This window comes from Ktedonobacter sp. SOSP1-52, from assembly GCF_016587395.1.
This window is the reverse complement of the sequence record NZ_BNJH01000002.1, coordinates 624,447-638,569: the sequence shown is the minus strand read 5'-3', so window position 1 is coordinate 638,569 and position 14,123 is coordinate 624,447. Positions and strand designations below refer to the sequence as shown.

The following is a 14,123-nucleotide window of genomic DNA, read 5'->3' as shown; positions in this document are numbered from 1 at the left end:
CGACTTCTATTTAGAAGGCACGTTAACTCATCAATATAGAGCATTGCCTACCATGTTTTCCTTCAGGGTATCGGGTCACATGTATATTCATGGGCTCTCACACTAACGATATTCCCCAATTCGCCCTATCCTTTCAAAAAGAAATGTTTTTGGACAGGTAGGTCGCAACATATGAAGGATGTAGCTATTATTGGTGCCGGAATTGCAGGTATAGCAATTGCGACGCGCTTGCAAAAATTGGGCTATTCGACGCAACTTTTTGAGGCGCATGGGCAGCCAGGGGGATGTGCTGGTTTTTACCGGCGTCGTGGGTTTTCGTTTGACGTAGGAGCAACGACACTGGTTGATTTTGGCCCCGGTGGAGTAGGTGGCGAATGGCTCTCTAGTATTGCTATGCCTCCGATAGAATGGGAGCAACTTCCTGGGTATCTGGCCTGGCTTCCAGACCGAACGGTAACGCTGCACCGTGATCCGGCTTTATGGAATGAAGAACGACTTAACACTTTGGGTTGTACACCAGCACATCACGCGTTCTGGATGTTTATTGATAGGCTTGCAGCGGCCTTCTGGCAGGCTAGCCGTAGGGGCGTTAAATTACCAATTCAAAGTATAAGAGATGCGGTTCGTGATGTGCGCGCGCTGGGAGCAATGCATCTCCCTCTTATTCGCTACCTGAACTGGACAGTGGAGGATGCCTTGCGGGCCTTTGGCCTGCATCAGGACCGCGCATTAACCAGCTTACTCGCTATGCTCATTGAAGATACGGTACATAGCAGTGTGAGGGAGGCGCCCCTTATCAACGCCGCATTGGGAATTTCTATTCGTGGTGCTGGTCTTACACGTGCGAGAGGAGGGATGCGTGGTTTCTGGCAAGCGCTAACAACTCACTATCGAACTTTGGGTGGAGAACTGCGTGTTGGTTGTCGAGTAGAACAGATTACAGGTGAGCGAGGAAAATTTTATATACGGACGCGGCGAGGGGAATTTCAGGCTGCTCAAGTTGTAAGTACTCTTCCAGCATCATTGACCTCCTGTATCGCACCAACTCAGGTCGCGCGGACGCTAAGCCCATACTTAAGCCGAAATGCGAATGCTTTAGGGGGCGCGCTGTGTGTCTTTCTCGGTGTGCCAGAACAAGAGGTTTGTGAGCAAGATTTTAGGCACCACCAATTGCTTCAGACATATAATAGCCCGCTGGGTGATGGCAACAATATGTTTATCTCTGTCTCTGCTCCAGGGGATACTGAAAGCGCGCCTACGGGTTATCGCAGCGTCATGCTCTCTACACATTGTTCATTGGAACCCTGGGAAGCGCTATCTGCTTCAGCATACCAGGCCCAAAAGCGGACTTCTGGCGACCACCTTATCTCCCTTGCGCGGCGCGTATATCCTCACCTGGCTGAGCAAGCAAGCGTGTATGAGGTGGCAACTCCACGCTCCTACCAGTTTTTTACTTTTCGTCCTCGCGGTGCCGTTGGAGGGTTCCGTCTGACGCTTTATAACGCGAATCAGCGCGCTATTCCTTATTCTTCAGGTGTGCCTGGTTTCTGGCTGGCTGGTGATACGACCTGGCCTGGCCTGGGAACTGTCGCATGTGTGCTTGGAAGCAAAATTGTGGCTGAGCAGGTAGCGGAGAGCGCTCGCTACTTGCAAAGGCCCCGCTGGTTTTTGGCTTCATTTCTGCAAGGAGGTGCTGAATATGCACGATCTTGAAACGCCTCAGATAGCTATTCCTCGGCTTGAGGAACTAGGCGCAGATCTTCTCGTCACCACACGCAGGCAACGTTTACTTACCCTGGCACGACCATTTATCGGGTTATTTTGCTACGCTGTTGCTGCCTATTTTAACTTATGGTGGCTCTATCCTTTTCTTGTTTTCCTTATTTTCGTTGCAGTTGTGACCGTGACACATGATGTCGTTCATCGATCACTTGGTCTTAGTCAGCATCAGACAGAATATACGCTTTTTTTCATGGGAATGGTGCTCATGGAAAGCGGGCATGCCTATCGGACGACGCATGTCCAGCATCATAAGTATTTTCCATCTGAAGAAGATCAAGATCCTGAAGGTTATCCCGCGCATTTAAGCCTCTTAGGTGCGCTCTTTTATGGTCCTGTATTTCTCTACAGGCTCTGGTGGTGGGCTTTTCTGCGCAATCAGCAGCGATTTGGGCAGCGGATGTGGCTGATACTGGAAGCTCTTGTCCCCTTTGTCGTTGTCATTGTTGGTCTCCTTTTATGGAATACTCTACCCGCCGTTCTACTCTATGCTTTCTTTGCCCTGGTTGGAAGTTGGGTCTATCCGCTCTTAACGGTCTATCTGCCCCACAAGGATTATGGGGAGACGCCGCTGACGCAAACACACACCTTAAGAGGCAGGATCATTCCGTTACTTTTTTTAGAGCTGACGTATCACCTGGAGCACCATCTCTATCCGCAGGTGCCAAGCCATAATCTGGCTGAATTAGCGCGTCGGCTCGATCCTTTTTTTAAGGAAGCTGGTGTGCAGTATTGGTATGTGATTTAACAATAGCGTTTGTGGAAAACGAAATAACAACAGGCAGATACCCTTCAAGATATCTGCCTGTTGTAGGTTTGCTTATGTATGCTCGCTTCTTAGAGAGCGCGGCGTCCACCTGAGACTGCGCGCAGGATGGCGATCAGGATACAGGCACCGATGAAGGAAACAACGATGCTGCCCCAGAAACCGAAGTTGGCATCAGGAATCAGCAAGTTGGAGATCAGGCCACCGAGGAAGGCACCAATGATACCCACAACGATATCGCCAACGATGCCATAGCCACCGCCACGCATGACACGACCAGCCAGGAAGCCCGCGATCAGGCCAACGACGAGCCAGGCAATAATGCCGCCGGGATTAAGTGAAGCTGCGAGAACTGTTGCGACTACCATGATGTATTTCCTCCTACTATCATTTCTCTCGAGTGTATTCGCGAGTATATTCGAATTCACAATTCCTGATTAGAATACGTACGGACTCCCAGGAACGGTTTCGCTCAGAAGGGGGGGCAGAGCCTCTTTCAGCAAATTTTTATCTGCGCTTTAAGTTTTCTTAACAGAATTATCGAATATTGCATGTTATATTCTTTAAGAGGTGTCTGTTATAAGGAGGCCATGCCAGCATGGCCCCTACAAATCTCCATCATTTGTCAGATGCACCGGTAAGGGTGCTAGTAAAGGAATGAGCCATGGCAAGGATGCGTTTTGTTTTTCGTTTTGCCTGGGTGCTGCTATTTGTGGTGAGTGGCCTGGTCGCTGTTTTCTATCTCCACTCGCAGTCAGCACGCGCCCAGACCACGTATAATGTCCTCTTTGATAATGCCCACGCTGAGACGGCAGGGAATGCCGACTGGGTCATCAGCACCAGCCAGCCTGATCCCCTGGCACAGAATGCAAATCCCCAGGTGGAGAGCGATTGGACGGGCGGCATTAGCGCCTGGGGTGTGACCTTGCAGAAAACGGGGCGCTATAGCTTGAAGACGAATACCAGTGCCTTGACCTATGGTAACAGTGGCAATGTCCTGGATCTTAGTCACTTTCAGGTCCTGGTGCTGCCTGAGCCTAACACACTCTTCACCAGTAGCGAGAAGGCAGCCATCTTGAACTTTGTCCATAATGGTGGTGGCTTGTTTATGATCGCCGATCACACTGGTAGCGACCGCAACAATGATGGTCATGACTCTCTACAAATCTTTAATGACCTGATGAATAACAATGGCGTTGGCAACGATGTCTTTGGCATTCAGTTCGATGCGGTAAATATAGCCAATGAGAATCCCAGCAATGACACTCCCAATGGGGACCCTGTCCTCAGTGGACCATTCGGGACGGCTCATGGCAGCATTATTCGTAATGGTACCACTGAGACCGTCTCACGTACCGATAACCCAAATGCGCATGGAATTATCTATCGGAATAGCGTCTCTAATACGGGCACAACGGGTGTCTTCGTGGCTGGTAGTATCTATGGCTCCGGACGTGTGCTCGCTCAGGGCGATAGCTCGGCCATTGATGATGGTACCTGCGCTTCTGGAAATACCTGTTACGATGGGTGGGATGATAGCGCCGCCCAGGACGCAATCCTGTTTCCGAACGGAACGGAATGGTTGGCTGGTGGGTCAACGGGGAGTCCAACGCCCACTCCCACGCGCACGTCAACTCCAACCTCTACGCCCACAAATACGCCAACACCGACTTCTACGCCAGCGATGGGTAATATGATCGTGAATGGCGGCTTTGAGCAAGGAAGCTCGCCCTGGGTGGAGAGTTCCAGTGGTGGGTATGAAATCGTGGACTCGTCTAATCCCCACACGGGAAGCTCTGAAGCCTACCTCTGTGGGTACAATAACTGCCAGGATAGTATCTACCAGAGCGTGACTATTCCCTCGACAAGTGCCACAGCAACCTTGAGCTATTATTGGTATGTGACGTCTACTGAGACGACGCATTCCTACGATTTCCTTAAGGTGCAGATTCGTAGCAGTAGTGGAAGTGTGCTGACAACACTGCAAACCATAAGCGATGGCAGCACTACTCAGCAATGGGTAAGCGCATCCTACAACGTCAGCGCCTACAAGGGGCAGACCATTCAGGTCGCCTTTGTCGCGACCAATGGGTCAAAGAACCCAACCAGCTTCTACGTTGATGATGTGACCCTGAATAACTAACAGCAGCTTTCGCGCCTCCGGCGCTCAGAAGTAACGAGGAGTGGCGTGGTGTGCGGGCCGGAACCCGCACACCACGCCACTCCTCGTTATCTCAAGGCGAACTTGCGAGTCAACTATGAAATAGAAAAATACACTCCGATACATGAAGCATACCTCTACCTGTTCTTGTTCCTGTTGTTATACCAATATTCCTATTTCTTGTCCTTGCTTATGCTTGGAGCCTTGCTTCTCTACTTGGGATTAGGTATGCTCTGCCATAAGTAGGACGGAAGGGACTCCACTCATGATCCCGCGCAAAAATGCGAGTTTGTTCGTTGCATTGATGTATGTGAATGATGGAGTATGCCATGTGTGATCACCAGAACCCCCCTCAGAAGAAGCCTTTGCCGTCTAAGGAGTCTCATAACCGCCGGACAGTCTTGAAGTTGGGAGCGGGAGCTATGGCTCTTGCCGGGTTGGGCGGATTTGAAGTTGTCCTGACGTCTTCTACTGCTCATGCCGCTCCCTCTATTATCGGAGACGCAACCTGGGGAGCCAGGGCAGCCACTGATACGATTACAGTATTTAATCGCAAGCCAACCGCGATTCTCATTCATCACACTGCCAGTCCCAATACGACTGACTATTCTTTAAATCAGGCCTATCAACTCGCGCGTTCGATTCAGACGTCGCACTTGAATAACGGCTGGATCGATACTGGTCAACATTTCACGGTGACGCGTGGAGGATATGTGCTGGAAGGACGGCATCGCAGCCTGGCAACGCTACAGGGAGGGACCTCCTTTGTCCAGGGGACGCATTGTCCAGTGATGAACGATTCGGCAATCGGTATTGAGGATGAGGGGACGTACACCTCTGTCCTGCCACCAGATGCTCTCTGGAACTCGCTTGTAGATCTATGTACTTATATCTGCCAGCAGTATGGTCTGAATGCCAACAATATCTTCGGACATCGGGACTTCTATGATACAGAATGTCCAGGCACACAGTTTTATGGGCGCCTGCCTGCGCTGCGACGCGCGGTTGCCTCGCGCCTTAATAAGCCTTTGCCTGCCTACACCTGGCCAACGCTCAAGAGCCGCACCAGTGGAAATAACGTCAGGACGATTCAGCGTTTGCTGCAAGTGCGCGGCTATAGCGTTGCGGTTGATGGCACCTTTGGTACAAGCACGGTGAGCAGTGTGCAGAGTTTTCAGTCGGCTAAGGGCCTGAGTGTTGATGGAATTGTGGCCCAGCAGACCTGGGAGGCGCTCATTACCACGGTGACTCCTGGCAGCTCAAGCGCTGCTGTAAGCGCGGTGCAGAATCTCTTAAGCGCGCGGGGCTATAGCGTGAGCGTGACTGGCTATTATGGTAGCGCAACGGCCAGCGCCGTTAAGAGCTACCAGAGCAGTCGTGGGCTGACCGCTGATGGCACAGTCGAGAAGGGAACCTGGTGTGCCCTGGTGGGAGGTGTCCTGGGTTAGTTTCTCTCCTCAAGCCAAATTGGGGTTGGAGTATCAGGCCTGATACTTTAGCGCACGCGAAATACGTGGTCTGGGTATCAGGCTTGATTGTTGCGCTTACCAAGGCCGCAGAGGATGAGGTGCCAGACGCGCTCAAAAGCGGCATCAATGTCCGGGTCGGACCATTCGGAGGCATGGGTGGGGTTATGATAGCGCGTGGTCGCGTCAATTACGGCCTGCCCCGCGCTGATGGGATCATCGGTTTCGAACTCGCCGCGCCTGACCCCATCACTGATGATATATGCGGCCTGTTCGGCGAGGAGTTCAACATGGGCCTTGACGACGGTTCTGGCTTCCTTTACCAACTCCATATATGTGGCGAAGAGCTCTGGATCGTCAAACACCCGGCGGTGTTTTGTACTAATCAGGAGCTTGAGCCAGCGCCGTAGGCGTTCAGGGGCAGGCGTATCCTCCGTTACGACAGCTTGCAAAGGTGCTGAGACCTCGACGAGCCAGCGCTCGGTGACCGCGTCACGTAGTGCTGCCTTACTGGGAAAGTGGCGGTAGACGCTGCCATGGCTGACATTGAGCGCGCGGGCAACATCAATGACGGTTGTCTTCGCTGGACCATAGCGGCGCAACACCTCTTCAGCCACATTGAGAATCCGTTCACGGGTTAAAATCTCATCGCTCATCGCACACCAGCCTGGAGATAGTGATGGCTCAAGCCAGGCTCTATCGCCTGGCCTGGGTGCTGCCCCTCCGAACTGTCTATTACTCTGCCTTGAGTGCTCAGGCATGGGAAGCTTTCAAGCATTTTTTTAGTCCTCCTCTGACATGCAAATGAGCGAGTTATATTCGAGTTATGAACAAGTATATGCGCCTGGTTAGCAGTGGTCAATACTTGTTACCCTGTTCTCTAGAACACCACCCCATGTAGAAGCAGCCGCGTTGGATACTCTTCGCCAGTGCTTGAGAGGCGGTTAAAGCGAAACTCAAGAAATTCGCTATAGGCGCTTGTGAACACTTCTAGCTGTCCTATCGCCGATTGTAAACTCTGGTCAAGGATGTGCGCGTTAGCTGGAGTGAGACCGATACTGATGTCTGAGGCAAGGTGCAATGTGATCTGCGTCTTGCGAGGTTGACTTTCACCTTGATCTATTGTGACGTTGGCTAATTGTGTACATACCGTTGAGGGCATAACTGTTGCTAGTGAACTTGGAGAGGCTTGAATGGCAAAGGTTGCTTCGTGGGACGAAAGTGGTTGAGAGAAAGAAGGAAAAGTCATAAAGTAGCCTCACTTTTTAGAAACTATACCAACTATAGAGAGAAAGAGGCAAAATGGCGGCGCAGAGCCGCGCCGCCATTTCTTGTTGAAACAACAGAGGCTCCCCTGGAAGAGTAGCTTTATCCTCGCTCGCTATCGAGGTGGTGCATCTGTGACTCGTCGTAACGCGAGCCAGCGGCGGCGCCTGCTGGCACAGCCCGTTCGATTTGAGAAAGATCCGCAGTCGTTAACTGGAGATCGAGCGCACCCAGGGCCTCAGTGAGCCGTTCACGACGACGCGCCCCGATCAGGGGGACGATGTCGCTTCCGCGCGAGAGCACCCAGGCAATGGCGATCTGGGCTACAGTGACGCCTCTGGCCTCGGCAATGGAGCGCAGGGCCTCCACGAGCGCGAGGTTATGATCGAGATTCTCGCCCATAAAGCGAGGACTGAAGCCGCGGAAGTCGCCAGCCGCCATGTCACGTTCTTTAGACCAGTGGCCGCTGAGGAGGCCGCGTGAGAGCACGCCATAGGCGGTGATGCCTATGCCTAGCTCACGGCAGGTCGGAAGAATATTCTCTTCAAGCGAGCGTGAGAGCAGAGAGTACTCGATTTGCAAGTCAGAGATGGGATGAATCATGGCGGCGCGACGGATGGTCTGAGCGCTTGCCTCCGAGAGGCCGATGTGCCGTACATATCCCGCCTTCACCATGTCTGCGATGGCGCCAATGGTCTCTTCAATAGGCACAGTGGGATCGACGCGCGCCGGGCGATAGATATCGATGTAATCTGTGCCAAGGCGGCGCAGCGTATAGGCGAGGAAGTTTTTGACGGCGGCGGGACGTCCATCATTGCCAGACCAGCCGCCAGCGGGATCACGCAGCGCCCCAAACTTGACGCTGATAATGGCTTGCTCGCGTTTACGACCCTGGAGCGCCTGCCGGAGCAAGAGTTCATTATGTCCCATGCCGTAGAAATCGCCAGTGTCCAGCAGGGTAATGCCAGCCTCCAGTGCGGCATGAATGGTAGCGATGCTCTCATTTTCGTCGGCAGGCCCATACAGGTCTGACATACCCATGCAGCCCAAGCCGAGTAGAGAGACCTGGGGGCCAGTGGTACCCAATGTTCTTGTCTTCATTCTGTTTGCTCCTATGGAAATCCTCTGTGGATATAGTGTTCGCATATGTGTGCGTTGATGAAAGTATAATCCATCAGATGACAGATGTCAATATCTGTCATTGATAATTTGAAGGCAAGGCGAGAGCAAGAGCGCCGGTCAAGAAATCAAGCAGCGTCCTGGTGATCCTCCTGATGTCAAAGGGCGGGCGAGAAGACGTCTTCTCGCCCGCGCTCTGCATTTTTGCAGAGCGCGATGCGGGGATCACGCTGGAGATTCCGATGTTTCCTTTCTGGATGGGCAACACTACAGAAGGGCAGGCTCAATTATTCTGCACTTCGCTGATAACTTCGGCGGCCAAGCGTTCCATCTGCTCGGACTCGTCGAAGAGCGGGTGGAGCTGGATGAGTTCGGCTCCCGCGTCCGCGACCTCGCGCAGGCCTTTGATGCAGGCTGAGAGCGGCCCGTAGACGGCAACTGCGGTCATGCCAGAAGATCCGTAGATCTGCTTGAGCCCGGCGTCAACCCGCTCGCGTGCTCGGGTGACATTGTCATCAACGGCGATATAGACGCGTTTGGCGATCTGAAATGAAGGATCCTGTTTTGATTCTGCCAGCGCCTCGCGAAGCACGTGGACCTGCTGAGCGAAATGCGCTGTGGTAGAGCTGCCGGCACCAAAGAAGCCGTTGCCGTAGCGGAGCGCACGATGCACCGCTGCCGGGTGATTGGCACCGATCCAGAGCGGCGGGTAAGGCTTCTGGAAGGGTTTGGGCTCCATAGACGCGCCATCGAGCTGCCAGAAGCGGCCGCTAAAGTTAATGCGCGGCTCGGTCCAGCAGGCCTTCATCAGCCGCAGTCCCTCAGTGAAGCGAGCAATCAGGCTGGCAGGATCAACCTCGAATGCGGAGAACATTCTCCCTCCTCCGCCACTGCCAACCCCGACCTCGATGCGCCCACGGCTGAGCTGATCCAGCGTGCTGATACTTTTGGCGAGATGGATAGGATTGTGCAAGGGGCTGACGAAGACGGCGCATCCCAGACGTAGTCGCGTAGTGCAAGCTGCGGCGAAGGTCATGAGTTCGAGCGGAGACAGGGTCGGGACGGAGCCAAATTCTATTTTTTTCGTTCCACTCGTGAGTTCGAGTGGAGCCAGGGCCGGTGCGGAGCCAAGTACCACTTCTTGCGTCCAGGCACTATGAAAGCCGAGAGACTCAGCTCTGGTCAGGTAGTCGCGCAGCTTGGCCGGGTCGAATGTGCCGTCAGGAACGCGTTGAGGTATGGAAATAGCGAAGTGCATAGCAGCCTCCTGATAGTGAATTGAATACGCTTTTGAACTGAATACTCATAGTACGTTTCTTGGGTGCCATCTTTTTACCTGGATACCCCGAGTATGCTTCTCCTGGACATGCCTCTCTGTCGAAGGGTATTCAGTTGGAGAGACACTCATTAAACTGTCGGGAAGAGCAAAACTGTGCGGTCTGATGAGGGTGATTTTCTCAGCACTGTGAGAGGTGGTACGAATGGTTCCCAACGCCCGGATCAGTGGCAAAAAGCCTGCACCGTACAGTAGAATGAGAGTGTTTGGAACAAAAGGATCGCGACTTGCGGCGCGGTCGCAACGTGTGATGAGCCAGGACAAGGCGGCGAGAAGAAAGGCGCGCTTGATGCCATCTGAACAAAGGAAGACAGACAACCTATCGAGCAAGAAAGATCGTGTTGAGGAGGTACGGGTCACGACACGGCTGACTCCTGGCTCATCTGATATCAGTTCCTTGATCGAACCCTATCGCAGGGAGTTGCTTCTGCACTGTTACCGCCTGCTGGGGTCGTTGCACGATGCCGAGGACGCGGTGCAGGAAGCCATGCTGCGTGCCTGGCGGCATTTTGACACGTTCACCCAGAAGGGTCCGGGATCGCTGCGCACCTGGCTGTACACGATTGCGACCAACACCAGCCTCGACGCACTCAAGAAACGCTCGCCGCGCACGCTGCCAACCGCAGCCTCTCCTGCGTGGAACCCGCAAAGGCCGGTTGCGCCCAGGGGGGCTGAGGCACTCTGGCTTGAGCCTTTCCCTGACAGTTGGTTGGCGGAGGCGACGGAGAACCCAGAAGCGCGCTATACCAGGCACGAGAGCGTTTCCTTGGCCTTCCTCACTGCCCTCCAGTTACTTCCATCTCGCCAGCGGGCCATCTTGCTCCTCTCGGATGTGCTGGACTGGCGTGCCGTCGAGATCGCACAGTTACTTGAGATCTCGGTAGGAGCGGTGAACAGCGCCTTGCACCGTGCTCGGGTGACGTTGGAGAAAAACTATCCGAGCTCGCAGCGAGAGATGGCGCAGTTTTACCGTGCTGATGCAGCCACGAACACGTTGCTTGTCCGCTATCTCCAGGCATGGGAAACAGACGATGTGGATGGGCTCGTGGCGCTTCTGACAGAAGACGCGACGCTCTCCATGCCACCGGTCCCTTCGTGGTATCAGGGACGAGAAGCGATTCGCACGATTCTCCTGGCTGTCTTATTCCCATCTGGCGTGCAGAATCGGTGGCGTTTATCTCCGACGCGCGCCAATGGTCAGCCTGCATTTGTGGTGTATCGAGCTGATGAAGCAACACGATCCTATCGAGCGTTCGCGATACAAGTCATCACCCTCGATGCTTCGCGGCGCGATCTGCGACAGGTCGCTGAGGTGACGGCATTCCTTGGGCCGGAACTCGTCACTTCCTTCGGATTCCCGCTTCAACTCCCTCAATAAAGGTACCATCTCGCGCTTGCCCCTCATTGGTTTTCCGAGCACAGCTCTGTCAATCCTTCTCTCAATTACTTGACCGGTGTTCTTAAGAGTTGAGACGATCTTTGAAATATCTGGGAATAGCAGCATGCTGGAGAGGGTTGTCATATATAGTACAAAGACTCATAAGCTCAAATAGTCGCCGCATACCAATAAACATGAGAAGAGAAAAGTAAATGGAACAAAAGCGCGATATTGAAAATAGAGACGATATTGTCTACATGGTCAGTACATTTTACCGCAAGGCCACGCAAGACCCTCTCATTGGCTTTTTCTTTACGGACGTGGCCGCCATTGACCTGGAGGCGCACCTGCCAGTGATGTATAACTTCTGGGAGAATCTGCTCTTTCAGACGGGCAACTATCGGGGCGGCATGATGTATAAGCATATCCTGCTGCATCAGAAGGAGCCACTACGTTCCCAGCACTTTGCGCGCTGGTTTGAGCTATTCTCTCAAACGATTGATGGCGCATTCGCGGGGCCAAGAGCCGAAGAGGCCAAGCGGCGAGCCAGGACAGTGATTCAGACGATGCCTTTAAAACTACAAGGCGCATCTCTGCCCCTGACATGGCCACGCTAACGTCTCCTCTTTCTGTTTATCCTTGGCCGCCTCTGAAGGCCCCTTGCATTCATGCATGGGGATAAAAGAGGCGTTCCTTGTAGGAAGGGAGGGGGAAATGGAGAGATGGAGCGATGGAAACTTGACAGAAGAGGCATGTTTCTGTATACTGATGCTCGAAAGTATGTTCTACGTTTGTGAGCAGGCTTTCGCGTGGAAAGGTGCAGGAACGCCAGAAGAGGAGGAGGAGGAACGGGCATGGGACCCACGAAAGAAGAGCATGGACCGCAGACCGACGAGACATCGTTGCCTGTGCGCGTCAAAGCCTATGCCTACCGTTTGTATCTCACGCGCAAGCAAGAAGGGACCCTCCTGTGGACGCTTCGTCGCTGTAAAGAGCTCTACAATGCAGGCCTCGAAGAACGCACCCTGGCCTACAAGATGGCCTGCGTCTCGATCTCCTATCGCACGCAAGCCGACCAATTGCCCCAGATCAAACAAGAACGTCCTGAATATCGGGAGGTGCATTCCCAGGTCCAGCAAGATGTCCTGCGCCGCCTCGAGAAGGCGATGCAAGCCTTCTTTCGTCGGGTGGCTGAGGGGCACACGCCAGGATATCCGCGCTACAAATCAGGCAGCCGCTATCACTCCTTTACCTATGTCCAAAGTGGCTTTGAGATTCTGGGTGCCCTCACTTCCCACGAGACCAAGGGCAAGAAAACCTGTCGGCTCGCGCTCTCCAAGATCGGGCATCTCAAGATGGTGATGCATCGCCCCATCCACGGCACCATCAAAACCTGTACCATCAAGCACGATGGCGACCAGTGGTACGCCTACTTCAGCGTGGAGCAGACAGGTGATCCCACCAAGGCCATCCACCCCTCTGGCGAGGCTGTGGGCATTGATGTGGGGATTACCTCCTATGCCACCCTCTCCACGGGTGAGCAGATGGCCAATCCTCGCCTCTATCGCTCGACCGAGCAGCAGATCAAGGCGGCGCATCGCAGGCTGGCTCGGCGCAAGCGGGGCAGTCATCGACGTGGCAGGGCCAAGCGGGAATTGACGCGACTCTATCGCAAGGTGCGTCATCGTCGGCAGGACTTCCTGCATCAGACCTCGCGCCGCCTGGTGAACCAGTATGGGATACTGGTCTTTGAGGCGTTGCAGATTGGCAACATGACAGCACGACCCAAACCCAAGAAAGATGAGGCCACCACCTGTGGGAGCATCAATGAGCGTCCCACCACAGGTGGCACGGCAGCGGCGGTTGTGCAGAATGAGCACTACCTTCCCAATGGGGCAACGGCCAAGAGCGGCCTGAACAAGAGCATCCTGGACGCGGCCTGGGGCCATTTCATCACGCTGTGTGCCTGCAAAGCGGAAGAAGCTGGCGGCATGGTGGTGAAAGTGGCGCCCCAGCAGACCAGCCAGAGATGTAGTGGGTGTGGTGTCCTGGTACCCAAAGACCTTTCGGTGCGGTGGCACTCCTGCCCCACATGTGGCGCAGAGCTGGATCGCGATGAAAATGCCGCCCGCAACATTCTGCGCCGCTATGAACTGCAAGGACCCATTCCTGATCGCAAGAAAGGTAAACCTACCAGGAAGGTGGGTCGGGGCGGGAAGCGTCCCACAGTGACTGGTGTCCTCTGAGGAGGGTGCTGGCCACTGTCGAAGCCCCCGCCGCAGAGGCGTGGGGTACTTCACATCAACCACGCAAACGCTTTGGGTGCGACATACGTGTCATATATAACCCATTTATCTGTTCCCAGGGTAGGCCCCTGGACCTGTGTCTTGTCTCCTGTTGGGGAACACGATACAGCGTAACCGAGATACAAGGAGAGGGAGCGTGGAAGATATGTCAAAACGTGTATTGGTTGTTGAAGATGAAGCCGATATCCAGACGGCTGTGCGAACGCTATTAGAAAACTCAGACTATGAGGTAACGAGCGCGGAGAATGGGCTGGTGGCTCTTGAATTACTGGAGCAGGGGCTTCAGCCCGATATCTTGCTGCTCGACCTGATGACTCCAAGCATGAGTGGTTATAGCCTGCTGTATGAACTGCACCGGCGAGGAGTAAGCAATACGTTCTCTACCATTGTGATGAGTGGTGATGTCTTAACGAAGCAGCAGATCGACCTCTTTGGTATTAAAGGCTTCATCAGCAAGCCCTTTGATATTGATGAGCTTCAAGCCATGATAGCGTCTGTGTAGTATATCTATGTGGGGCAGATGTTGGCCTTGTGCATAATGAGAAT

General features: G+C 53.7%; 13 protein-coding genes. 8 read left to right on the top strand and 5 right to left on the bottom strand.

From position 1 onward, the window contains the following. Positions 1-171: 171 nt before the first annotated feature. Positions 172-1,713, top strand: a complete 1,542-nt coding sequence (locus JMJ16_RS18465) for an NAD(P)/FAD-dependent oxidoreductase (RefSeq protein ID WP_201383838.1) — start codon at positions 172-174, stop codon at positions 1,711-1,713. Then, a complete protein-coding gene (locus JMJ16_RS18460; RefSeq protein WP_201383836.1) occupies positions 1,700-2,527 on the top strand; it encodes a fatty acid desaturase in 828 nt (275 codons plus the stop codon). The genes JMJ16_RS18465 and JMJ16_RS18460 overlap by 14 nt, the downstream gene beginning before the upstream one ends. A gap of 89 nt (positions 2,528-2,616) precedes the next feature. On the opposite strand, the gene JMJ16_RS18455 is transcribed toward JMJ16_RS18460, so the two are convergent. Then, on the bottom strand, positions 2,617-2,913 hold the full coding sequence (locus JMJ16_RS18455) for a GlsB/YeaQ/YmgE family stress response membrane protein (RefSeq protein ID WP_201383834.1): 297 nt from the start codon (positions 2,911-2,913) through the stop codon (positions 2,617-2,619). Positions 2,914-3,209: 296 nt separating this feature from the next. Here JMJ16_RS18455 and JMJ16_RS18450 point away from each other — a divergent pair, with 296 nt between their 5' ends. Both JMJ16_RS18450 and JMJ16_RS18445 read left to right on the top strand, forming a co-directional pair. Continuing rightward, a complete protein-coding gene (locus JMJ16_RS18450; RefSeq protein ID WP_201383832.1) occupies positions 3,210-4,688 on the top strand; it encodes a choice-of-anchor J domain-containing protein in 1,479 nt (492 codons plus the stop codon). A gap of 347 nt (positions 4,689-5,035) precedes the next feature. Next, positions 5,036-6,154 (top strand): N-acetylmuramoyl-L-alanine amidase, encoded by a 1,119-nt coding sequence (locus tag JMJ16_RS18445; RefSeq protein ID WP_201383830.1) that lies wholly within the window; start codon positions 5,036-5,038, stop codon positions 6,152-6,154. A 77-nt stretch (positions 6,155-6,231) separates the two neighbouring features. Here the strand turns inward: JMJ16_RS18445 and JMJ16_RS18440 are convergent, their stop codons facing one another. The 4 genes from JMJ16_RS18440 to JMJ16_RS18425 all read right to left on the bottom strand — a co-directional run bounded on the left by JMJ16_RS18440 (position 6,232) and on the right by JMJ16_RS18425 (position 9,815). Next, the gene (locus JMJ16_RS18440; protein ID WP_201383829.1) at positions 6,232-6,828 is read right to left on the bottom strand and encodes a TetR family transcriptional regulator; all 597 of its coding nucleotides are present in this window, start codon (positions 6,826-6,828) and stop codon (positions 6,232-6,234) included. 224 nt (positions 6,829-7,052) lie between these two features. Next, entirely contained in the window at positions 7,053-7,421 is a 369-nt protein-coding gene (locus JMJ16_RS18435) for a hypothetical protein (RefSeq protein WP_201383827.1), read from the bottom strand. A 119-nt stretch (positions 7,422-7,540) separates the two neighbouring features. Next, the gene (locus JMJ16_RS18430; RefSeq protein ID WP_201383825.1) at positions 7,541-8,539 is read right to left on the bottom strand and encodes an aldo/keto reductase; all 999 of its coding nucleotides are present in this window, start codon (positions 8,537-8,539) and stop codon (positions 7,541-7,543) included. Between the two features lie 301 nt (positions 8,540-8,840). Next, positions 8,841-9,815: an LLM class flavin-dependent oxidoreductase gene (locus tag JMJ16_RS18425; protein WP_201383823.1), complete on the bottom strand. Its 975-nt coding sequence runs from the start codon at positions 9,813-9,815 to the stop codon at positions 8,841-8,843. Positions 9,816-10,182: 367 nt separating this feature from the next. Here JMJ16_RS18425 and JMJ16_RS18420 point away from each other — a divergent pair, with 367 nt between their 5' ends. From JMJ16_RS18420 to JMJ16_RS18405, 4 genes are all read left to right on the top strand, one after another. Beyond that, positions 10,183-11,271 (top strand): sigma-70 family RNA polymerase sigma factor, encoded by a 1,089-nt coding sequence (locus JMJ16_RS18420; RefSeq protein WP_236601617.1) that lies wholly within the window; start codon positions 10,183-10,185, stop codon positions 11,269-11,271. Between the two features lie 212 nt (positions 11,272-11,483). Continuing rightward, positions 11,484-11,888, top strand: coding sequence for a group III truncated hemoglobin (locus JMJ16_RS18415; protein WP_201368617.1), 405 nt, complete (start codon positions 11,484-11,486; stop codon positions 11,886-11,888). 237 nt (positions 11,889-12,125) lie between these two features. After that, positions 12,126-13,517: a transposase gene (locus tag JMJ16_RS18410; RefSeq protein ID WP_236601616.1), complete on the top strand. Its 1,392-nt coding sequence runs from the start codon at positions 12,126-12,128 to the stop codon at positions 13,515-13,517. A 205-nt stretch (positions 13,518-13,722) separates the two neighbouring features. Further along, positions 13,723-14,079, top strand: coding sequence for a response regulator (locus JMJ16_RS18405; RefSeq protein ID WP_201383819.1), 357 nt, complete (start codon positions 13,723-13,725; stop codon positions 14,077-14,079). The last annotated feature ends 44 nt before the right edge of the window (positions 14,080-14,123 follow it).

Bases quoted from the DNA above. Each gene is read 5' to 3' on its own strand.
- JMJ16_RS18465 (WP_201383838.1), top strand. From the start codon at position 172: ATGAAGGATGTAGCTATTATTGGTGCCGGAATTGCAGGTATAGCAATT.
- JMJ16_RS18460 (WP_201383836.1), top strand. From the start codon at position 1,700: ATGCACGATCTTGAAACGCCTCAGATAGCTATTCCTCGGCTTGAGGAA.
- JMJ16_RS18455 (WP_201383834.1), bottom strand. From the start codon at position 2,913: ATGGTAGTCGCAACAGTTCTCGCAGCTTCACTTAATCCCGGCGGCATT.
- JMJ16_RS18450 (WP_201383832.1), top strand. From the start codon at position 3,210: ATGGCAAGGATGCGTTTTGTTTTTCGTTTTGCCTGGGTGCTGCTATTT.
- JMJ16_RS18445 (WP_201383830.1), top strand. From the start codon at position 5,036: ATGTGTGATCACCAGAACCCCCCTCAGAAGAAGCCTTTGCCGTCTAAG.
- JMJ16_RS18440 (WP_201383829.1), bottom strand. From the start codon at position 6,828: ATGAGCGATGAGATTTTAACCCGTGAACGGATTCTCAATGTGGCTGAA.
- JMJ16_RS18435 (WP_201383827.1), bottom strand. From the start codon at position 7,421: ATGACTTTTCCTTCTTTCTCTCAACCACTTTCGTCCCACGAAGCAACC.
- JMJ16_RS18430 (WP_201383825.1), bottom strand. From the start codon at position 8,539: ATGAAGACAAGAACATTGGGTACCACTGGCCCCCAGGTCTCTCTACTC.
- JMJ16_RS18425 (WP_201383823.1), bottom strand. From the start codon at position 9,815: ATGCACTTCGCTATTTCCATACCTCAACGCGTTCCTGACGGCACATTC.
- JMJ16_RS18420 (WP_236601617.1), top strand. From the start codon at position 10,183: ATGCCATCTGAACAAAGGAAGACAGACAACCTATCGAGCAAGAAAGAT.
- JMJ16_RS18415 (WP_201368617.1), top strand. From the start codon at position 11,484: ATGGAACAAAAGCGCGATATTGAAAATAGAGACGATATTGTCTACATG.
- JMJ16_RS18410 (WP_236601616.1), top strand. From the start codon at position 12,126: ATGGGACCCACGAAAGAAGAGCATGGACCGCAGACCGACGAGACATCG.
- JMJ16_RS18405 (WP_201383819.1), top strand. From the start codon at position 13,723: ATGTCAAAACGTGTATTGGTTGTTGAAGATGAAGCCGATATCCAGACG.